This window comes from Cupriavidus sp. IK-TO18, assembly GCF_015549295.1.
Lineage (GTDB): Bacteria > Pseudomonadota > Gammaproteobacteria > Burkholderiales > Burkholderiaceae > Cupriavidus > Cupriavidus oxalaticus_A.
Map to the genome: position 1 here is coordinate 126,922 of NZ_JADGMP010000015.1, position 19,741 is coordinate 146,662.

Below are 19,741 nucleotides of genomic sequence, written 5' to 3' on the forward strand. Positions count from 1 at the left end.
GCCGTGCCCTTTGGCATAATGGCTGTCTTGCGCGTCCCGCGCGCGCTTGCGCCGCCCTTCTTCGCCTGACATGCCCGCTGCCACCACCCTCGACCCCAAGCCCGCCGCAGCTCCCGCGCCCGTGGCACCGCCGCTGCGCCGCCGCATTGCCTGCATGCTGTACGAAGGCGTATTGCTGTTCGGCGTGATGAGTGCTTCCACTGCCTGCTACCTGCTGCTGCGTCCGCTGCTGCGGCAGGTCGGCGCGGACGGTCCGCTGGCGATCCAGCTGTGGAGCTTCGTGGTGATGGGCCTGTATTTCACCTGGTTCTGGCAGCGCAACGGCCAGACCCTGGCCATGCAGACCTGGCGCATCCGCGTCGAGAACGCCGCCGGCGCGCCTCCGCGCTGGCCGCAGGCGGCGCTGCGCTACGTGCTGGCCTGGCTGTGGCTGCCGCCGTCGGCGGCGCTCGGGCACTGGCTGGGGCTGGTCAAGGGCCCGTTCGTCGGCGTGCTGTGCGCCGGCCTGCTGGTCTGGATCCTGCTGGCCTGGCTCGACCCGCGCCGGCAGTTCCTGCATGACCGCCTCGCCGGCACGCGGCTCGCGGACCTGCGCACGCCCAGGGCATGACGTTCGGCGCCGCCGGCATCCGCCGCCTGGCGGTGACCGCGCAGGCGGCCGCGGCGCTTGGCATCGGCGCCGCCCTGGTGCGGCTGGCTGGATGGCCCTGGCCGGGCGCGCTCGCCGCCGGCGTGGCGATGATCCTCGGCGGCTTCGCCGCCGGCATCGCCTTCGCCTTCGCCTTTACCGGGCGCGGCCTGTGGGTGGCGTCAGGCCACCGCCCGCCCGCGCCGCCGCAAGAACTCGCCGCTACACGCCGCCCGTTGCGCGTGCCTGAAGCACTGCGCTGCTACCTGAACGAGATCCGCTCCGTGCTGCGCATGTTCGACTGGCTGCAGCCGTTTCGCGCCCGCGCGCCCTTTGCCCCGCCCGCCGACGCCCTGCCCGGCCGCGACGCACCGCCGGTGCTGCTGGTCCACGGCTACGCCTGCGGGCAGGCGATCTGGCTCGACATGCAGCCCGCGCTGGCGGCCGCGGGCTACCGCTGCGAAGGGATCGACCTGCTGCCGGTCTTCGGCGATATCGACGACTACGCGCACGCGCTGCTCGGCGCGATGCGGCGCGTGACCGCAGATTACGGCCGTGCGCCATTGCTGGTGTGCCACAGCATGGGCGGGCTGGTGGCGCGCGCGGCGCTGCGGCTGGCTGGCGACGAGGACCTCTGCGCCGGCATCGTGACCCTCGGCACCCCGCACCATGGCAGCGCGCTGGCGCGCTTTGGCGGGGGTCATAACGCCAGGCAGATGCGCTGCGGCAGCCTGTGGCTTTCCGCGCTTGCCAGCGCGGAAAGCCCGCGCCTGCGCGCCCGCATGGTGTCGGTGTTCAGCTGGCACGATTCAATCGCCGGGCCACCCTGCACCGGCTGGCTCGAGGGTGCCGGGCATATCGCGCTGTCAGGCATCGGCCATGTGTCGCTGCTGCGGCATCCGGCGGCGATCCGGGCGGTGCTGGATGCGCTGCGGGAACTGTCGGCACGCGGACGCTAGCCGACATCGGAAGCATCGCGGCTGTCCTGCTTGCGCCACGGTTTCCCACGCTTCACAAGTCAGTCATGTTTCCGTCACGGCGCCGTCATCGCGCGCTGGCTGAATGCAGCCATCGCCGCTACCGGGACTGCCATGGTGCAAGCACTCCGATCCGCCCGCGGATACCTGTCGAAGGCCGCGCAACTGAAGCAACGGCTGCGCCGCAGTTCCGGCGGCAGCTGGGATACCGCGGCACCGCTGAGCGCGTTCCTGCCTCCGGGCCTTGACGCCGCCGCCCTCGCGCCGCTGCGCGAGCAGCCGGACACCTATCCGGCCGAGGCGCACAAGATCCACCGCTACCGCGCCATCTGGCTGTCCGACATCCACCTGGGCACGCCCGGCTGCCAGGCCACCTACCTGCTCGACTTCCTCAAGCACAACGAATCCGACCAGCTCTACCTGGTCGGCGACATCATCGACGGCTGGCAGCTGCGCCGCGGCTGGTACTGGCCGCAGAGCCACAACGACGTGGTGCAGAAGCTGCTGCGCAAGGCGCGCAAGGGCACCGAGGTGATCTACGTGCCCGGCAACCACGACGAAGCCGCGCGGCAGTTCGACGGCATGGCATTCGGCGACATCACCGTGCGCGAAGAGGCGGTCCACGTCACCGCCACCGGGCGCCGGCTGTGGGTGGTGCACGGCGACCTGTTCGACGGCGTGGTACAGCACGCGCGCTGGCTGGCCTACCTGGGCGACTCGCTGTACACGATGATCCTGGCGCTGAACCGGCACTTCAACCGGCTGCGCGCGCGGCTGGGCTTCCCGTACTGGTCGCTGTCGCAGTTCCTGAAGCACCAGGTCAAGAACGCGGTCAACTACATCAGCGCCTTCGAGACCGCGATGGTCGACGAAGCGCGCCGGCGCGGCTGCGATGGCGTGGTCTGCGGCCACATCCACAAGGCCGAGATCCGCGAGGTCAACGGCCAGCTCTACTGCAACGACGGAGACTGGGTGGAAAGCCTGTCGGCATTGGTCGAGACCATGGAGGGCGAGCTGAAGATCGTCTACTGGACCACGCTGATGGATCCGCCCGAACCGGCCGCCCGCCGCCGGCGCCGTGCCGCGGTGGCAGGCTGATGCCGGCCCCGCATTCCTCCCGCGCCCCTGATTCCGCATTGCCCTTCCAACGCCCCCTAGGAGGCTGCATGAAGATCCTGATCGTCACCGATGCCTGGGAACCGCAGGTCAACGGCGTGGTGCGCACGCTCAAGTCCACGCGCCGCGAGCTGGAGGCACTGGGCCACACGGTCGACATGATCACGCCGCTGGAATTCCGCACGGTGCCGTGCCCGACCTACCCCGAGATCCGGCTGTCGCTGTTGCCGTCGGCGCGGGTGCAGCGGCGCATCGAAGCATTCGCTCCCGATGCCCTGCATATCGCCACCGAAGGGCCGCTCGGCCTGGCCGCGCGGCGCCACGCGCTGCGCCGGCACCTGCCCTTCACCACGGCCTACCACACGCGCTTCCCGGAGTACGTGCAGGCGCGCTTCGGCGTTCCGCTGGCCTGGACCTACCGCTTCCTGCGCTGGTTCCATGGCCCGGCGCAGGCGGTGATGGCGCCGACGCCGGTGGTGCTCGACGACCTGCACCAGCACGGCATCGACCACGGCGTGCTGTGGACGCGCGGCGTCGACCTCGACATCTTCACGCCGCAGCGCGCCAACGTGCTCAACACGGCGCACCCGATCTTCCTGTACGTGGGCCGCGTCGCGGTGGAGAAGAACGTCGAGGCCTTCCTGGCGCTGGACCTGCCCGGCTCCAAGTGGGTGGTCGGCGACGGCCCCGCGCTGTCCGCGCTGCGCGCGCGCTATCCGGGCGCCAATTACCTGGGCGTGCTGAGCCAGCCGGAACTGGCCCGGGTGTATGCTTCGGCTGATGTCTTCGTGTTCCCCAGCCGCACCGACACCTTCGGGCTGGTGCTGCTGGAGGCGCTGGCCAGCGGCCTGCCGGTGGCGGCGTACCCGGTCACCGGCCCGATCGACGTGCTGGGCGACAGCCCCGCGGGCGTGATGCACGAAGACCTGCGCGAAGCCTGCCTGGAAGCGCTGCGCATCGACCGCGCCACGGCCCGAGCCCATGCCGAACGGTTTTCATGGCGCGCCGCCTCCGAGCAGTTCCTGGCCCACTTGCGGCCGTTCGCTGCCGGAAAGCCCGGCGGCGCGGCGGCCCAACCCGCATCGCAAAGCCATGCCGAAACCCCATCCGGAGCTGCCGTCCGACCCGCCCCTGCAGAGGCCGCCGGCAGCCCAGACCGCTGACTACACGATCGAGCAGAACCCCCACAAGGGCAACCGCGGCCTGGCACGCGCCTGGCACGCCGCCATCAACTCGCTGTCCGGCCTGCGCTACGCGGTGCTGGAGGAAAGCGCGTTCCGCCAGGAGCTGACGCTGGTGGCGATCCTGGCGCCATGCGCCTTCCTGCTGCCCGTGGGGGTGGTCGAGCGCATCCTGCTGCTCGGCACGCTGCTGGTGGTGCTGATCGTGGAACTGCTCAACTCCAGCGTCGAGGCGGCCATCGACCGGATCTCGCTGGAACGCCACAGCCTGTCCAAGCGCGCCAAGGATTTCGGCAGCGCCGCGGTGCTGCTGGCGCTGGTGCTGTGCGGCGGCACCTGGCTGGCCATTGCCGGGCCCCACGTGGTGCAATGGGTGCGGGCGCTGGCGGGCTGAATCCGGGGCAAGGCGCCAGACGGGAGGTGGCCCGGGCCGATTGCTTATAATCGCAACCCTGCCACGATTCACCGATCGACCGATCGACCGACCGCCCGGACGCCCATGGAACCGAAACCGCAAACCGGCCCCCGCCGCACCAGGGACCGCATCCTCGACGTCTCGCTGCGCCTGTTCAACGAAGTCGGCGAACCGAACGTCACCACCACGACGATCGCGGAAGCGATGGAGATCAGCCCCGGCAATCTCTATTACCACTTCCGCAACAAGGACGACATCATCAACTCCATCTTCGTGCGCTTCGAGCAGGAGATGGAGCGCCGCCTGAAGATGCCGGACGACCACAAGGCGACCCTGGACGAAAGCTGGGGCTACCTGCAGTACATGTCCGAGTTCCTGTGGAACTACCGCTTCCTGTATCGCGACATCAACGACCTGCTGGCGCGCAACCGGATGCTGGAGACCAACTTCAAGCGCATCGTCGAGCAGAAGCAGCGCTTCGCGCACGAGATCTGCCGGCAGTTCCTGGAAGACGGCGAGATGGAAGCCACGCCCGAGCAGGTCGAGGCGATCTGCACCAACATGGTGGTGATTGCCACCTACTGGCTGTCGTTCCAGTTCGTGCAGCATCCGCGCCAGTACAACGATGCCGAGCAGATCCGCGGCTACCTGCACGGCTCGAGCTACCACATCTTCTCGATCCTCGCGCCCTACCTGCGCGGCCGCGCGCGCGAGGCCTTCGACCAGCTGGCCCGCGACTACGCGGCGTCCAAGGCAGCCGCCGAGGCGGCAAAGGAAAAGAAGTGAAATCCGTCTGCGTCTATTGCGGCTCCAGCCCTGGCAACCGCCCCGAATATGCCGAGGGCGCGCGCCTGCTCGGCCGCACGCTGGCCGAGCGCGGCCTGGCGCTGGTCTACGGCGGCGGCAAGGTCGGCCTGATGGGCACCGTGGCCGACGCGGTGCTGGAACACGGCGGCACCGTCATCGGCATCATCCCGGAAGCGCTGATGCAGAAGGAAGTGGGCCACCGCGGCCTGACCGAGCTGCACGTGGTGCGCAACATGCACGAGCGCAAGCAGATGATGGCCGACCGTGCCGATGCCTTCATCGCCATGCCCGGCGGCGTGGGCACCTTCGAAGAGCTGTTCGAGACCTTCACCTGGCTGCAGCTGGGCTACCACGACAAGCCGGTGGGGCTGCTTAACGTCGGTGGTTTCTACGACGACATGCTGGGTTTCCTCGGCCATGCCGTGCAGGAAGGATTCCTGAAGCAGGTGCATGCCGACCTGCTGCATGTGGCGGACCTTCCCGGCACGCTGCTGGACCAGCTGGCCGCCGCGCCGCGCGTGCGCGTGGACAAGTGGCAGCAGGCCCGCGACAAGACCTGACGCCCGGCGCGGCTCCTGCCGCGCCTAGAACGACGAGCCCGGCCGCTGCAGGAACGCCAGTTCCTCCGCCGTGCCCGGCCTGCCCAGCACCGCATTGCGGTGCGGGAAGCGGCCAAAGCGCACGATGATCTCGCGGTGCTTGTCGGCCCACTCCACCACATCCACCTTACCGCCACTGGACTCGCGCAGCTGCGTCATCAGCCGCACCGCCTCGTCCTGGTCTTCCAGCGCTTCCGAATGCTCGAACGGCATGTAGCAGAACATGCGGTGGTAGTCCGTCGGCAGCTCGCGGTCCATGCCGGTCGCGACGATGCGCCTGGCCAGCGCCAGCGCCTGCGCATCGGTGCCGAAGCTGCGCGGATCGTTGCGGAACATGTTGCGCGGGAACTGGTCCAGCAGCACCACGCGGGCACAGGCGCCTTCGGGGGTGACCGACCAGTCGTCCGGCGCGCCCTCGCTGGCGACCTGCCAGTCAGACAGGAAGTGCGTGCGGATGCGGTCGTCGAAATCATCCGACTTGGTGAACCATGCGCGGCGCTCGGTATTCCAGGCCGCCGAACCAGGCTGGTCGAACCAGAAATCGAGCACGCGGCAGGCACCTTCGGGCAGTTGCACGGACATGGGTGGAGATTCTTTCTCAGTGAGCAGGGGAAGGAAGGCGCCTCAGCGCGCCACGTTGCGCATCCAGTCGGCGGTCTGGAAGAACGCCTGCATCAGGCGCAGCTGCAGGTCCTCGGACAGGCCGATGTCCTGCATCGCCAGTGCCATGCAGCGCATCCACTGGTCGCGCTCGCTGATACCGATCTCGAACGGCATGTGGCGCGCGCGCAGGCGCGGATGGCCGAAGCGCTCGATAAAGTGGTTGGGGCCGCCCAGCCAGCCGCACAGGAACCAGAACAGCTTGTCGCGCGAGCCGTCTAGCGACGGCGGATGGATCGCGCGCAAGCCGGCAAACTGGGTTTCCAGGTCCATCAGGTCATAGAAGCGGTCGACCAGCTCGCGCACGCGCGCCTCGCCGCCGACCAGCTCGAAAGCCGTGACCTCGGGGGCGCCGTCGGCATTGCCGGATTGTTGATTGGATTCAGTACTCATCACAAACTCGAGGCGCGGCGCCGTTCAGGCGTCACGCAAGGTCGCCAGCGCCGGCTGGCGCAGCACTTCGCGCAGGCCCAGCCAGCCGCCGGCAAAAGCGCACAGCATGCCAGAAACCACGCCGACCGGCACGATCCACCCATTGAAGCGGTAGGGGAAGTCGAAAACGAACTGCGACAGCCCCCACCCCACCGCGATCGCTCCCAGGCTGGCCAGGAATCCTGCCAGGCCGCCCACCACGAGGAATTCCGCGTATTGGGTCTGCCGCACCAGCGCCGCCGACGCCCCCAGCGCCTTGAGCAGGCCGGCGTCGCGCATGCGCTCGTCGCGCGCGCCGGACAGCGCCGCGTACAGCACCGTGACCCCGGCGGCCAGCGTGAAGATAAACAGGAACTCCACCGCCGCGATCACCTGGTCCAGGATGTCCTGGATCTGGCGCAGGATCATGTCGGTGTTGACCACCGTGATGTTCGGGAAGGCCGCGATCAGCCGGTTGCCCAGCGCCGCGCTGGCAGCGGGCAGGTGGAACGAGGTGATGTAGGTCTCGGGCATGCCCTGCATCGCCGACGGCGGCAGGATCACGAAGAAATTGACCCGCATCGAGCCCCAGTCGAGCTTGCGCAGCGAGGTCACGCGCGCCTGCACCGCCTGGCCGGCCACGTCGAAGCGCAGCGTGTCGCCGAGGTGGATCCCGAGCGTCTTGGCGATGCCCTCCTCCACCGAGGCACCCGCGTCGGTGCCGGCGCTGCCATCGGACCACCGCCCGGCGATCACGCGGTTGCCCTCCGGCAGCACATCGGTATAGGACAGGTTGAATTCGCGCTCGACCAGGTTGCGCGCGCGGCCTTCCTCGAAGCTGCCGGCCTGGATCGCACGCTCGCCGATATGGGTCAGGCGCCCGCGCACCATCGGATAAAGCAGGTCGTTGATGCCGGCGCCGGCCAGCATCTTGCGCAGCGGTTCGCGCTGGTCGGGCTGGATATTGATGATGAAGCGGTTGGGCGCGTCGGCCGGCGTGGCGCTGCGCCACGAATCGACCAGGTCGTTGCGGGTCATGCCGAGCAGCAGCAGCGCCATCAGCCCCACTGCCAGCGCCACGGTCTGCAGCACGGTGACGCCGCGGCGGCGCTCCAGCACCGCCAGCGCAAAACGCCAGCCCATCGACGCGGCACCACGCAGGCGCCCGCGCAGCAGGCGCGACAGCAGCGTGAGCAGCCCCAGCGCCAGCAAGCCGAACACCACGCCGGCGCCGACGAAGCCGCCCGCGGTGGTCAGCCCGAGCCGCAGGTCGCGCGCCGCCACCAGCAGCAGCGCGACGAAGGCACCCAGGCCGAGCGCGTACGCGACCCACGCGGATACCGGAGGCAGCCCGATATCGCGGCGCAGCACCCGCAGCGGCGCCACGCGCGTCAGCGCCAGCAGCGGCGGCAGCGCAAACCCCGCCAGCAGCACCAGTCCCGCCAGCACACCCACCAGCGCCGGCAATGCCGAAGGCTGCGGCAGCGACACCTTGAGCAGCCCGCCCAGCGACAGCAGCAGCCCGTAGTGCGCCAGGTAGCCGATCAGCACGCCGGCCAGCGCGCCGCCCGCGCCGATCAGCAGGAATTCCAGCCCGAACGCGCGCAGGATCTGTCCGCGCGACAGCCCCAGGCACTTGTAGACCGCGCAGGCATCGGTATGGCGCTGCATGTAGCGGCGCGCCGACATGGCGATTGCCACCGCCGCGATCATCGACGACAGCACCGCCACCAGCGACAGGAAGCGCTCGGCCCGGTCGAGCGTGGCGCGCATCTGCGGCTGGCCGGATTCGAGCGACTCGATGCGGGTGTTGCGCAGCTTGCGGCGGTCGATCTCCGCCTGCGCCCATTTCTGGTAAGCGGCACCGGCGGCGTCGGGGCCGGCCACCAGCAGCCGGTAGGTCACGCGGCTGCCCCAGCCGATCAGGCCGGTGCCTTCCAGGTCCGACAACGGCATCAGCACGCGCGGCGCAAAGTTCATGAAGCCCGTGCCGCGGTCCATCTCCTGCGTGATGATGCGGTCGATGCGGAAGGTGCGGCTGCCAAGCTGAAGCGCGTCGCCCACGTTCAATCCGAGCGCGCCCAGCAGCGCTTCGTCGACCCATACCGTGCCCGGCGCGGGAATCCCTTCGGCGGGCGCGTCCGGCGTGCCCGGCGCGTTGGCCACCCTGAGCCTGCCGCGCAGCGGATAGCCGTCGGTCACCGCCTTGAGCGCGGCCAGCTGGCTGGGCGCGTCGGCACCGGCGGCGCGCGCCTTGCCGCTGGCCGTGGCCATGCTCGGGAAGGTCACCGTCTGCGCCACCGCCAGCCCCTGCTGCCCGGCACGCTGCGCGAAGGCGGCGTCGAAAGGCTGGTCCGAGACCAGCAGCACGTCAGACGCGATCATTTGCCGCGCATCGCGCTCCAGCCCCAGCCGCATGCGGTCGGCCATGAAGCCGACGCTGGACAGCGCCGCCACCGCGAGCACCAGCGCGAACAGCAGCAGGTAGAGCTCGCCGGCGAGCCAGTCGCGGCGTGCCATGCGCAACGCCTGGCGCCAGGCGGAAAACCTGCCCGCTTGCGCGGTGCCCGCCCCGGCGGCGGGACTGGCATTGGTGGTCGGGGCGTCGATGGCGGACTCGGAGGGCATCGGTTGTTTGGTGAATTCTTCGGTGAATTGTTCGGTGATGGCTTGGCGCCGGTGCGCCGCGGGTCAGTCGGAAAGCCAGGAAACAGGGATACGGTCCGGCGTGAACGGCAACGGAACGGCAAGCGCTACGGAGGTCCCGGCCGCCCCGGCCGCGCGCTGCCGCCGCGCAGCGTGGCATGCAGCCGGCGCACGCCGCGCCACAGCCTGGGCAGCAGCCAGATGGCGGCCACCAGGAACAGCACCAGCACCACCAGGAACACTACCGGCAGGAAGAACGCCAGCATCAGGCTGCCGGTCGCGGTCAGGTCCTCGGTGAATGAGGCCGCCCAGTTGGAAAACGGTTCCGGCGAAACGTTGATCAGCGCGCGCGTGCCGGCCTTGGCCGCATGCGCGGTGCCGGCCAGCGTGCCGCCGATCAGGCCGGCAGCCACCACCCACTGCGGGTCGAGCTGGCCGAACGCGGCGGCCGCCAGGATCGCGCCGGCCGGAATGCGCACGAAGGTATGGATGCCGTCCCAGACCGAGTCGAAGCCCGGCACCTTGTCGGCGATGAACTCGGCCACGGCCAGCACCGCGGCCACGCCGATCACCCACCAGGATTCCAGCGGCTGCAGCCCGGGGGGCAGTTCCAGCCAGCCCAGGCGTGCCAGAACGCCGGCGGCGAACACGGCGAGATAGAGGCGAAAACCGCTGGCCCAGGACATGCCCGCGGCCAGCGCGGCGGTTTCCAGCATGTTGCTCCTTGCAAGGCCGGGCGTGCGCGGGGCACGCCCTGGCAAGGAGTGTAATACGAGCGGAGCGGGCGGGCAGCGCGCCCGCCATCCAGCCCATCATCCGCTCCTGCCGCCCGGCCCGCCGCTCAGGTGCCCTCGCCGTCCGGCCCGAACCAGGGCAGCGCTTCCTGCGGCGTCAGCACCCCGGCCGGCTCGGCCATGGCGTAGCCGGGCAGCGCCTCGATGCGTTTTGCGAACGCCGGATCGGCCAGCAAGGCCAGCAGCGCCGCCATCCAGCCGGCGGTCTGGTCGTTCTTGCGCAGCGCCAGGTAGTAAGCCTCGCGCGTCAGCGGCACGAAGGCCAGGCCGTGACTTTCGGCGTTCATGCGCAGCCCGAAGCCAACCTGGGCGCGGCCGCCATGCACCGCCTCAGCCACCTTCTCGTTGCTGAACTCGGTTTCGTCATAGCCGGCGACCTGGTCCTGGTACAGGCCCTGTGCCGCCAGCAACTGGTCGAACAGCATGCGCGTGCCCGAACTGCGCTGGCGGTTGACGAAACGCGCCTGGGTGCGCACCAGGTCGCGCAGGTCGCGGATCTCGCGCGCCAGCTCCGGCGCCACGATCAGCCCCTGCTCGCGCCACGCCAGGCGCAGCAGCCGCACCGAGGCCGGCCGCAGCCACTTGCGCAGGGTCACATGCGCCACAGATCCCGCCGTCTGCACCGGCGAGACGTAGAAGCCCGCCAGCTCCGACTGCCGCTCCTGCAGGCATACCAGCCCTTCCACGCTGCCGCAGAACACCGTGTCCAGCTGCAACGGCGCGACCGCCTGGCCGAGCGCCGCAGCCAGCACTTCCACGGCCGGGTCATGGCTGCCGGTGAAATGGACGCACGATTGCGGCTGCTGGGCATCGTCGAGCTCGGCGATGAAATCCGCCATGGCCTTCTGCACCACCGGTTCGACCGACTCGCGCAGGCGCAGCTCGGCGCGCAGCAGCCGCTCGCCAAAACGCGTCAGCGATGCGCCGCGGCCCCGCTCCATGTCGAGCATGGAGCGGCCCAGCATTTCCTCCCATGTGCGCATCACCCCCCAGGCATGGCGGTAGGACAGGCCGATCTCGCGCGCGGCCCGGTGCAGCGAGCCGGTCTCGCGCACAGCCTTGAGCAACTGGAACACCTTGTCGTTGGCGCGCGGGTTGTCGTCCGGCGCAATGACCGGAAACAGGTCAAAGCGGAACGTCATATGTTCCTCGCTTCATATTTACATCTGAAATTCCGCTGGATCACAATGAACACCCCTGCTTATTGTCTTTCGCTGCATTCTCCCCGAGTCCTGTAGGGAAAGGCAATTATGTCCATCAAAACATAACTCAATGGGTCCCCATGCAGCCGCGCCACACCTCCAGCCCGTTCCGCCACCTGCGCCGCGCCACCGCCGCCGCCTGCGTGGTCCTGATGTCGGCCGCGCACGCCGGCGAACTGAAGCTCGCCACCACCACCAGCACCGACAACTCCGGCTTGTTGAAGTACCTGCTGCCCCGCTTTGAGCAGAAGTCCGGCGTCAGCGTCAAGGTGATCGCCGTCGGCTCCGGCAAGGCGATGAAAATGGGCGAGATGGGCGACGTCGACGTGCTGCTGGTCCACGCCCGCAAGATGGAAGACGCCTTCGTCGCCGCCGGCTACGGCGTCAACCGGCGCGACGTGATGTACAACGACTTCATCGTGGTCGGCCCGGCCAACGACCCGGCCGGCCTGAAGGGCGGCAAGGACGTGCTCGCCGGCTTCCGCAAGCTGTCGGGCAGCGGCAGCAAGTTCATCTCGCGCGGCGACAACTCCGGCACCGACGTGATGGAGAAGGAGTACTGGAAAGAAATCGGCATCGAGCCCAAGGGCAAGCTGTGGTACGTCAGTGCCGGCCTGGGCATGGGCGAGGTACTGACCATGGCCGCGCAGATGCCGGGCTACACGCTGTCAGACCGCGCCACCTACGGCGCCTACCGCGCCAAGACCGGCCTGGCCATCGCCATCGAGGGCGACCCGAAGATGTTCAACCCGTACGGGATCATCGCGGTCAATCCGGCCAGGCACCCGGGCACCAACTATGGGGATGCGATGAAGCTGATGGAGTGGGTCACGTCGAAGGAAGGGCAGGACGCGATCGCCAGTTACAAGGTGGAAGGGGAACAGCTGTTCTTCCCGAACTACAAGGCGCAGACCGCGCAGAAATAAATCGCCCGGGGGCAGGGGGATCAACCCGCCTCCGCCTCCAGCCGCGGCAATTGCGGCAGGTCCGCCGCCACCTCCGCGATCATGCGCCGGATCCACATGATGTCCGGCGCCGCGTGGCAGCGCTCGTGCCACAGCTGGTAGAAGCGCATGCGCGGGAACGACACCGGCGACGGCACCATGCGGATCGGCAGATATTGCGCATAGTGCGCCGCGAACTGGCGGCCGGTGGTGAAGACCATGTCAGTCTTCATCAGCACATACGGCACCAGCCCGAAGTACGGCAGCGTCACCTGGATATTGCGCTTGTAGCCCTGCTCCGCGAGCGCCTGGTCGATCATGCTGCGCTGCATCGACGCATATGGCGCCGGGGCCAGGTGCGGCATCTCCAGGTAGTGCTTGAGCGTCAGTCCCTTGCGCGCCAGCGGGTGCTGCGCGCCCAGCATGCACACCACCTCATCGTCGAACAGTGGCGAGATATGCAGGTGTTCCGGCGGCGACAGCCAGTTGCCGACCACGATATCCAGCTGCCCCTGTTCCAGGTCGTCGAGGAAGTCCGACGACGACGTCATCGGATGCACGAACAGCTTGGCGCCCGGCGCCAGCCGGCGCACGCGTTCGACGATATTGGGCAGGAAGAAGGCGTCGAGGTAGTCCGGCGCCCCCAGGTGGAAGGTGCGCGTAGTGGTGGCCGGGTCGAACTGCTGCGGCGGGCGGGCAATGCGGTCCATCGCCGCGAGGCTTTGCTCGGCCAGCGCCAGCAGTTCGCGGCCGCGCTCGGTCGGCACCATGCCGTTCTTGCCCCGCACCAGGATGGCGTCGCCGGTGATCTCGCGCAGGCGCTTCAGGGTGTTGCTGATGGCGGGCTGCGACTGGCCCAGGCGCACGGCGGTGCGGGTCACGCTCTGCTCGGTCAGCAGGGTGTGGAGCACCCGCAGCAAATATGTATCGAGATGGTCGCGTCCGTGCATGGCGATGGGCAGCCCTCCGGCGGGGGCCGGATAGGTGGCGTGGGGGATGGGAACGGCGCATAGTGTATGACAAGCACCCCACAATCGGTCAAATCCGCATACCGCTCAGTGCGGCCGGGCACCGACCGGCGTGCCCGCTGATGGCGCATATCACCTGGGTCGAATATTGCATGAAACGTAGCGATGCTATGTTTCCGCCATCCCCAAGAGAGAGAAGACCATGGAGACGCAAACCATCCGCTTTTTCCACCGCGGCCAGGTCAAGGAAGTATCCGACGCCCCCATTACCCGCACCGTGCTGCAGTACCTGCGTGAAGACGCCCGCTGCACCGGCACCAAGGAAGGCTGCGCCGAAGGCGACTGCGGCGCCTGCACCGTCGTCATTGGCGAACTGCAGGACGGCGGCGACGTCGAATTCAAGGCGGTCAATGCCTGCATCCAGTTCCTGCCCACGCTCGACGGCAAGGCCCTGATCACGGTCGAGGACCTGCGCCAGGCCGACGGCACCCTGCACCCGGTGCAGGAAGCCATGGTCGAGTGCCACGGCTCGCAGTGCGGCTTCTGCACCCCCGGCTTCGTGATGTCGCTGTGGGCGCTGTACCAGCAGCACACCCCCGGTGGCGAGGCGCCTTCGCGCCAGACCATCTGCGACGCGCTGACCGGCAACCTGTGCCGCTGCACCGGCTACCGCCCGATCATCGACGCCGGCGAGCGCATGATGGCCCTGCCCGCCCCGACCGACGGCAAGCTGGACCCGAAGCAGATCGCCGACACGCTGCGCAACCTGAAGCGCGGCGAGACCTTCCGCTACCGCGCGCAGGGCCAGGACTTCTTTGCCCCGCGCACCGCGGCCGAGTTCGGCGCGATCAAGGCGGCGCAGCCCGATATCCGCATCCTCGCCGGCAGCACCGACGTCGGCCTGTGGGTGACCAAGCAGTTCCGCGAGCTGGGCAACCTGCTCTACGTGGGCCAGGTGGAAGACCTGAACCGGATCGAGCAACGCGACGGCGTGATCGAGATCGGCGCTGCCGTCACGCTGGAGAAGGCCTATACCGCGCTGAACGCCGCGCACCCGGAACTGGAAGAGCTGTGGAAGCGCTTCGCTTCGCTGCCGATCCGCAATGCCGGCACGCTGGGCGGCAATATCGCCAACGGCTCGCCGATCGGCGACTCGATGCCGGCGCTGATTGCGCTGGGGACCGAAGTGTTGCTGCAGCTTGGCGAAACCCGCCGCACGCTGCCGCTGGAAGACCTGTACCTGGCCTACCAGAAGACCGCCATGCAGCCGGGCGAATTCGTCGCCGCGCTGCGCGTGCCGGTGGCGGGGCCGCAGCACTTCCGCACCTACAAGCTGTCCAAACGTTTTGACGAGGATATCTCGGCCGTGTGTGCCGCATTCGGCATCACCGTGCGGGACGGCATCGTCCGCGAGGCGCGCATCGCCTTCGGCGGCATGGCGGCCACGCCCAAGCGCGCGGCCGCCACGGAAGCGGCCCTCATCGGCCGGCCGTGGAACGAAACCACCGCCCGCGCCGGCATGGCCGCGCTGTCGCAGGACTACGCCCCGCTGACTGACATGCGCGCGACCGCGTCGTACCGCAGCCGCGGCGCCGCCAACCTGCTGTACCGCTTCTGGCTGGAAACCACCAGCGAAGCGCTGCCCGCGGCAGCCGTCAATGTCCGTGCGCCCGGCGCCGGCACCATCGCAATCGTCACGGCCTGAGAGAAAAAGGAAAATCGGCATGAACAAGCAAACCGAACCCTTCCTGCTCGACGCCGGCATTGCCGCCGAGGCAGTGCCGCAGGTCGGCATCTCGCGTCCGCATGAATCCGCCCACCTGCACGTGGCCGGCACCGCCACCTATACGGACGATATCCCCGAGCTGGCCGGCACGCTGCACGCCGCGCTCGGCATGAGCAGCCGCGCGCACGCCCGCATCAAGTCGATCTCGCTCGACAAGGTGCGCGCCGCTCCCGGCGTGGTGTCCGTGCTGACGGTGGACGACATCCCCGGCACCAACGACTGCGGCCCGATCATCCACGACGACCCGATCCTGGCGCGCGACGTGGTGCAGTTCATCGGCCAGCCGGTCTTTATCGTGGTGGCGACCTCGCACGACGCCGCCCGCCGCGCCGCCCGCCTGGGCGTGATCGAGTATGAAGACCTGCCGCCGGTGCTGTCGCCGGAAGCCGCGCACGAAGCCGGCAGCTATGTGCTGCCGCCGATGCACCTGAAGCGCGGCGAGGCGGTCAGCCATATCGCCGGCGCTGCCCACAAGGACGGTGGCAAGATCCACCTCGGCGGGCAGGAACAGTTCTACCTGGAAGGCCAGATTTCCTACGCCGCGCCGCGCGAGAACGACGGCATGCAGGTGTGGTGCTCGACCCAGCACCCGACCGAGATGCAGCACGCCGTGTGCCATATGCTGGGCTGGCAGGCGCACCAGGTGCTGGTCGAGTGCCGCCGCATGGGCGGCGGCTTCGGCGGCAAGGAATCGCAGTCGGCGCTGTTCGCCTGCTGCGCCGCGCTGGCCGCGTGGAAGCTGATGTGCCCGGTCAAGCTGCGTCCGGACCGCGACGACGACATGATGATCACCGGCAAGCGCCATGACTTCGTGTTCGACTACGAAGTGGGCCACGATGACGAGGGCCATATCGAGGGCGTCAAGGTCCAGATGGTGTCGCGCGCCGGCTTCTCGGCCGACCTGTCGGGCCCGGTGATGACCCGCGCCATCTGCCACTTCGACAACGCCTACTGGCTGCCGAACGTGCAGATCGACGGCTACTGCGGCAAGACCAATACCCAGAGCAATACCGCCTTCCGCGGCTTCGGCGGCCCGCAGGGCGCGTTTGCGATCGAGTACATCCTGGACAACGTGGCCCGCAACGTCGGCAAGGATTCGCTCGAAGTGCGCCGCGCCAACTTCTACGGCAAGACCGGGAACAACGTCACGCCGTACGGCCAGACCGTGGAAGACAACGTCATCCACGAGCTGATCGACGAACTGGTCGCGACCAGCGCATACCGCGCCCGCCGCGAGGCCACGCGCACCTTCAACGCGCAGAGCCCGATCCTGAAGAAGGGCATCGCCATCACCCCGGTGAAGTTCGGCATCTCGTTCAACGTGGCCCACTTCAACCAGGCCGGCGCTCTGGTGCACGTCTACAACGACGGCTCGGTGCTGGTGAACCACGGCGGCACCGAAATGGGCCAGGGCCTGAACACCAAGGTGGCGATGGTGGTGGCGCATGAGCTGGGCATCCGCATGGAACGCGTGCGCGTGACCGCCACCGATACCAGCAAGGTGGCCAACACCTCGGCTACCGCGGCATCGACCGGCGCCGACCTGAACGGCAAGGCCGCACAGGATGCCGCCCGCCAGATCCGCGAGCGCCTGGCCGCGTTTGCCGCGCGCAAGGCCGGCGTGGAGCCGTCCGAAGTGCGCTTCAACGACGACCTCGTAAGTGCCGGCGAACTGCGTGTATCGTTCGGCGAACTGGCGCGCGAGGCCTATGTGGCGCGCGTGCAGCTGTGGTCCGACGGCTTCTACACCACGCCCAAGCTGCACTGGGACCAGAGCAAGCTGCAGGGCCGCCCGTTCTACTACTACGCCTACGGCGCCGCCTGCTCCGAGGTACTGGTCGATACGCTGACCGGCGAATGGAAGCTGCTGCGTGCCGACGCGCTGCACGACGCCGGCCGCTCGCTGAACCCGGCGCTGGATATCGGCCAGGTCGAGGGCGCGTTCATCCAGGGCATGGGCTGGCTGACCACCGAGGAACTGTGGTGGAACAAGGACGGCAAGCTGATGACGCACGCCCCGTCCACGTACAAGATCCCGACGGTCAACGACTGCCCCGAGGAATTCAACGTGCGCCTGTTCCAGAACCAGAACGTCGAGGACAGCATCCACCGCTCCAAGGCGGTGGGCGAGCCGCCGCTGCTGCTGCCGTTCTCGGTGTTCTTCGCGATCCGCGACGCGATTGCGGCGGTGGGCGACTACCGCATCAACCCGCCGCTGAAGGCGCCCGCCACCAGCGAGGCGATCCTCGACGCCGTGGAAGCGGTACGCGAAGCGGCAGCGCAAGCGGCCTGAGCGCAGGCAACGAAGCGATCGCAAGGAAGCGCGCGCCCGCGGGTGCCCCGGACTTTCCCCCCGTGCCTGCCGTGACAGGCACGGGGCCGGCGGACGAAGCAGGCGCGCGCCCACCCTGCCCCAGGCAAGACCCAGTTTTCCGATAAGGCCCCCACATGCAGGACGCACCGCTCAAACCCTTCCGCTTCGCCGACGCCGCCCGCATGGTGCGCACCGGCGTGCCGGTGGCGATGGTGACCATCGTCGAGGTCAAGGGCTCGGCCCCGCGCGAGCCCGGCATCCGCATGCTGGTCAGCCCGGACGACCTGGTCGGGACCATCGGCGGCGGCCACCTGGAATGGCGCGGCATGGATATCGCGCGCGAGATGCTGGTGCGGCACGAGCAGCGCCGCATCGAGCGCATCCCGCTGGGCCCGGCGCTGGGCCAGTGCTGCGGCGGCGTGGTGCAACTGGCGTTCGAGGTGCTGGGCGAGGCCGACCTGGCATGGCTCGATGCGGTCGAACGCAATTTCGCCGCGCACCGCGCGCTGCAGCGCCACGTGCCGGCCAGCGGCGCGGTGACCTTTGCCGACAGCCGCGCCGTCCTCCCCGCCGTCGACCTGCGGCCGGACGGCAGCTGGACCGACACGGTGGTGCCCGACGCCATGCACGTGGTGCTGTTCGGCGCCGGCCACGTCGGCCACGCGCTGGTCAAGGTGCTGGCGACGCTGCCGTGCCGCGTGCACTGGGTGGACGAGCGCGACACGCTGTTCCCCGGCGGCCTGCCCGACAACGTCGAGGCCGAGGCCAGCGACACACCCGAGGCCGTGGTGACGCAGGCGCCGGCGGGCAGCTATTTCCTGGTGATGACGCACAGCCACGCGCTCGACCAGACCCTGTGCGAAGAAATCCTGAAGCGCACCGATTTCGCCTACTTCGGCCTGATCGGTTCCAAGACCAAGCGCGCCCGCTTTGAACACCGCATGGCCGAGCATGGCATCGACCCGGCCAGGTTTGCGGAAATGACATGCCCCATGGGGGTTCCCGGGATTACCGACAAAGCTCCGGCTATGATTGCGGTTGCTATCGTCGCCCAGCTGCTCCAGGTTCGCGAACAGCGCCTAGCCGCGCTGCGTGCGGGCCTGGCGGAGGCGGTGCATCCCTGAGAACCCGTGCCGCCGGCCCTGGCTGGCGGGCATAGAGAACACGAGGCCCCCATGACCATCGATGCCGCACTGGCGGACAAAATCCGCCGTACCCCCAAGGCCGAACTGCATGTGCATATCGAAGGCACGCTCGAGCCGGAACTGATCTTCCGGCTGGCCCAGCGCAACCAGGTGGCGCTGCCCTACCCCAGCGTGGAGGCGCTGCGCGCCGCCTACGCCTTTACCGACCTGCAGTCGTTCCTCGACATCTACTACGCCGGCGCCAGCGTCCTGCTGACCGAGGAAGATTTCTTCGACATGACCATGGACTACGTCAAGCGCGCCGTCGCCGACAACGTCCGCCACGCCGAGATCTTCTTCGACCCCCAGACCCATACCGCGCGCGGGGTGCCGATCGGCGTGGTGATCGACGGCATTGCCGACGCCCTGGCCCAGGCGCGTACGGAATATGACTTCTCCAGCAGCCTGATCCTGTGCTTCCTGCGCCACCTGTCGGAGGAAGACGCCTTTGCCACGCTGGAAGCCGCGCTGCCCTACCGGGACCGCTTCGTCGGCGTGGGGCTGGATTCCTCCGAGAAAGGCAACCCACCGGAAAAGTTCGAACGCGTGTTCGCCCGAGCGAAAGAGCTGGGCCTGCACCGGGTCGCGCACGCCGGCGAGGAAGGCCCGGCGCAATACGTCTCCGATGCGCTCGACATCCTCAAGGTCGAGCGCATCGACCACGGCGTGCATGCCATCGACGATGCCGCGCTGATCCAGCGCCTGGCGCGCGAGCGCGTCGCGCTGACGGTATGCCCGCTGTCCAACGTCAAACTCAAGGTCTACCCCGACCTGAGCGACCATCCGCTCAAGCGCATGCTGGATGCGGGCGTGGCCATCACGCTCCATTCGGACGATCCGGCCTACTTTGGCGGCTACATGAACGCCAACTGGGAAGCCACCTTCGACGCGCTGCCGCTGGATGCCGCCGACGCGCACAAGCTGGCGCGCAACAGCTTTGAAGCGGCCTTCCTGCCCGAGGTGCAGAAGGCCGAGTTCCTGGCCGAAGTCGACCACTTCTGGTCGGCCACGCCCAAGTCCCCGCCCGCGACGGCCCCTGCGGCCTGACCGGCGCATGCCAATAGACCGGCCCGCCGCGTGACGTAACGTCGGCACGCGCGGGCCGGCCA

Annotated in this window: 18 protein-coding genes; 12 read left to right on the forward strand and 6 right to left on the reverse strand. The window is 68.7% G+C overall.

Annotated elements, in window-relative coordinates; translation table 11 throughout:
* Positions 1-70 precede the first annotated feature (70 nt).
* The 7 genes from IPF36_RS13185 (at position 71) to IPF36_RS13215 (ending at position 5,684) form a co-directional block, all read left to right on the forward strand.
* Positions 71-610 carry an RDD family protein gene (locus tag IPF36_RS13185; protein WP_133094148.1) on the forward strand — a complete coding sequence of 180 codons (540 nt, stop codon included), beginning with the start codon at positions 71-73 and terminating at the stop codon, positions 608-610.
* Positions 607-1,587, forward strand: a complete 981-nt coding sequence (locus tag IPF36_RS13190; protein WP_195428140.1) for an alpha/beta fold hydrolase — start codon at positions 607-609, stop codon at positions 1,585-1,587. Before IPF36_RS13185 ends, IPF36_RS13190 begins: the two co-directional genes overlap by 4 nt.
* Positions 1,588-1,719: 132 nt before the next feature.
* Complete coding sequence (locus IPF36_RS13195) at positions 1,720-2,703, forward strand: UDP-2,3-diacylglucosamine diphosphatase (RefSeq protein ID WP_195428142.1); 984 nt, start codon at positions 1,720-1,722, stop codon at positions 2,701-2,703.
* A 68-nt stretch (positions 2,704-2,771) separates the two neighbouring features.
* On the forward strand, positions 2,772-3,884 hold the full coding sequence (locus IPF36_RS13200; RefSeq protein WP_135704873.1) for a glycosyltransferase family 1 protein: 1,113 nt from the start codon (positions 2,772-2,774) through the stop codon (positions 3,882-3,884).
* The gene (locus IPF36_RS13205) at positions 3,814-4,296 is read left to right on the forward strand and encodes a diacylglycerol kinase (RefSeq protein WP_195428144.1); all 483 of its coding nucleotides are present in this window, start codon (positions 3,814-3,816) and stop codon (positions 4,294-4,296) included. Before IPF36_RS13200 ends, IPF36_RS13205 begins: the two co-directional genes overlap by 71 nt.
* 105 nt (positions 4,297-4,401) lie before the next feature.
* On the forward strand, positions 4,402-5,103 hold the full coding sequence (locus tag IPF36_RS13210; RefSeq protein WP_133094143.1) for a TetR/AcrR family transcriptional regulator: 702 nt from the start codon (positions 4,402-4,404) through the stop codon (positions 5,101-5,103).
* Positions 5,100-5,684: a TIGR00730 family Rossman fold protein gene (locus IPF36_RS13215; RefSeq protein ID WP_195428146.1), complete on the forward strand. Its 585-nt coding sequence runs from the start codon at positions 5,100-5,102 to the stop codon at positions 5,682-5,684. Before IPF36_RS13210 ends, IPF36_RS13215 begins: the two co-directional genes overlap by 4 nt.
* Positions 5,685-5,708: 24 nt before the next feature.
* Here IPF36_RS13215 and IPF36_RS13220 read toward each other — a convergent pair whose 3' ends face one another.
* The 5 genes from IPF36_RS13220 to IPF36_RS13240 form a co-directional block, all read right to left on the reverse strand.
* On the reverse strand, positions 5,709-6,305 hold the full coding sequence (locus IPF36_RS13220; protein WP_133094141.1) for a DUF924 family protein: 597 nt from the start codon (positions 6,303-6,305) through the stop codon (positions 5,709-5,711).
* Positions 6,306-6,347: 42 nt separating this feature from the next.
* Positions 6,348-6,776: a group II truncated hemoglobin gene (locus IPF36_RS13225; RefSeq protein WP_133094140.1), complete on the reverse strand. Its 429-nt coding sequence runs from the start codon at positions 6,774-6,776 to the stop codon at positions 6,348-6,350.
* Between the two features lie 24 nt (positions 6,777-6,800).
* Entirely contained in the window at positions 6,801-9,422 is a 2,622-nt protein-coding gene (locus IPF36_RS13230) for an ABC transporter permease (RefSeq protein ID WP_135704871.1), read from the reverse strand.
* Positions 9,423-9,547: 125 nt separating this feature from the next.
* Complete coding sequence (locus IPF36_RS13235) at positions 9,548-10,156, reverse strand: DUF4126 domain-containing protein (RefSeq protein WP_133094138.1); 609 nt, start codon at positions 10,154-10,156, stop codon at positions 9,548-9,550.
* A 125-nt stretch (positions 10,157-10,281) separates the two neighbouring features.
* Positions 10,282-11,376: a substrate-binding domain-containing protein gene (locus IPF36_RS13240; RefSeq protein WP_195428147.1), complete on the reverse strand. Its 1,095-nt coding sequence runs from the start codon at positions 11,374-11,376 to the stop codon at positions 10,282-10,284.
* 140 nt (positions 11,377-11,516) lie between these two features.
* Between IPF36_RS13240 and IPF36_RS13245 the strand changes: the two genes are divergently transcribed.
* A complete protein-coding gene (locus IPF36_RS13245) occupies positions 11,517-12,362 on the forward strand; it encodes a substrate-binding domain-containing protein (protein ID WP_135704869.1) in 846 nt (281 codons plus the stop codon).
* 20 nt (positions 12,363-12,382) lie between these two features.
* On the opposite strand, the gene IPF36_RS13250 is transcribed toward IPF36_RS13245, so the two are convergent.
* Positions 12,383-13,330, reverse strand: coding sequence for a LysR substrate-binding domain-containing protein (locus IPF36_RS13250; RefSeq protein WP_063241445.1), 948 nt, complete (start codon positions 13,328-13,330; stop codon positions 12,383-12,385).
* 220 nt (positions 13,331-13,550) lie between these two features.
* Here IPF36_RS13250 and xdhA point away from each other — a divergent pair, with 220 nt between their 5' ends.
* From xdhA to IPF36_RS13270, 4 genes are all read left to right on the forward strand, one after another.
* Positions 13,551-15,053 carry a xanthine dehydrogenase small subunit gene (xdhA, locus tag IPF36_RS13255; RefSeq protein WP_195428149.1) on the forward strand — a complete coding sequence of 501 codons (1,503 nt, stop codon included), beginning with the start codon at positions 13,551-13,553 and terminating at the stop codon, positions 15,051-15,053.
* 19 nt (positions 15,054-15,072) lie between these two features.
* Entirely contained in the window at positions 15,073-17,427 is a 2,355-nt protein-coding gene (xdhB, locus tag IPF36_RS13260; RefSeq protein ID WP_135704867.1) for a xanthine dehydrogenase molybdopterin binding subunit, read from the forward strand.
* Between the two features lie 155 nt (positions 17,428-17,582).
* On the forward strand, positions 17,583-18,572 hold the full coding sequence (gene xdhC / locus IPF36_RS13265; protein ID WP_135704866.1) for a xanthine dehydrogenase accessory protein XdhC: 990 nt from the start codon (positions 17,583-17,585) through the stop codon (positions 18,570-18,572).
* 51 nt (positions 18,573-18,623) lie between these two features.
* Positions 18,624-19,679 (forward strand): adenosine deaminase, encoded by a 1,056-nt coding sequence (locus tag IPF36_RS13270; RefSeq protein ID WP_135704865.1) that lies wholly within the window; start codon positions 18,624-18,626, stop codon positions 19,677-19,679.
* Positions 19,680-19,741 lie beyond the last annotated feature (62 nt).

Bases quoted from the DNA above. Each gene is read 5' to 3' on its own strand.
- IPF36_RS13185 (WP_133094148.1), top strand. From the start codon at position 71: ATGCCCGCTGCCACCACCCTCGACCCCAAGCCCGCCGCAGCTCCCGCG.
- IPF36_RS13190 (WP_195428140.1), top strand. From the start codon at position 607: ATGACGTTCGGCGCCGCCGGCATCCGCCGCCTGGCGGTGACCGCGCAG.
- IPF36_RS13195 (WP_195428142.1), top strand. From the start codon at position 1,720: ATGGTGCAAGCACTCCGATCCGCCCGCGGATACCTGTCGAAGGCCGCG.
- IPF36_RS13200 (WP_135704873.1), top strand. From the start codon at position 2,772: ATGAAGATCCTGATCGTCACCGATGCCTGGGAACCGCAGGTCAACGGC.
- IPF36_RS13205 (WP_195428144.1), top strand. From the start codon at position 3,814: ATGCCGAAACCCCATCCGGAGCTGCCGTCCGACCCGCCCCTGCAGAGG.
- IPF36_RS13210 (WP_133094143.1), top strand. From the start codon at position 4,402: ATGGAACCGAAACCGCAAACCGGCCCCCGCCGCACCAGGGACCGCATC.
- IPF36_RS13220 (WP_133094141.1), bottom strand. From the start codon at position 6,305: ATGTCCGTGCAACTGCCCGAAGGTGCCTGCCGCGTGCTCGATTTCTGG.
- IPF36_RS13225 (WP_133094140.1), bottom strand. From the start codon at position 6,776: ATGAGTACTGAATCCAATCAACAATCCGGCAATGCCGACGGCGCCCCC.
- IPF36_RS13230 (WP_135704871.1), bottom strand. From the start codon at position 9,422: ATGCCCTCCGAGTCCGCCATCGACGCCCCGACCACCAATGCCAGTCCC.
- IPF36_RS13235 (WP_133094138.1), bottom strand. From the start codon at position 10,156: ATGCTGGAAACCGCCGCGCTGGCCGCGGGCATGTCCTGGGCCAGCGGT.
- IPF36_RS13240 (WP_195428147.1), bottom strand. From the start codon at position 11,376: ATGACGTTCCGCTTTGACCTGTTTCCGGTCATTGCGCCGGACGACAAC.
- IPF36_RS13245 (WP_135704869.1), top strand. From the start codon at position 11,517: ATGCAGCCGCGCCACACCTCCAGCCCGTTCCGCCACCTGCGCCGCGCC.
- IPF36_RS13250 (WP_063241445.1), bottom strand. From the start codon at position 13,330: ATGCACGGACGCGACCATCTCGATACATATTTGCTGCGGGTGCTCCAC.
- xdhA (WP_195428149.1), top strand. From the start codon at position 13,551: ATGGAGACGCAAACCATCCGCTTTTTCCACCGCGGCCAGGTCAAGGAA.
- xdhB (WP_135704867.1), top strand. From the start codon at position 15,073: ATGAACAAGCAAACCGAACCCTTCCTGCTCGACGCCGGCATTGCCGCC.
- xdhC (WP_135704866.1), top strand. From the start codon at position 17,583: ATGCAGGACGCACCGCTCAAACCCTTCCGCTTCGCCGACGCCGCCCGC.
- IPF36_RS13270 (WP_135704865.1), top strand. From the start codon at position 18,624: ATGACCATCGATGCCGCACTGGCGGACAAAATCCGCCGTACCCCCAAG.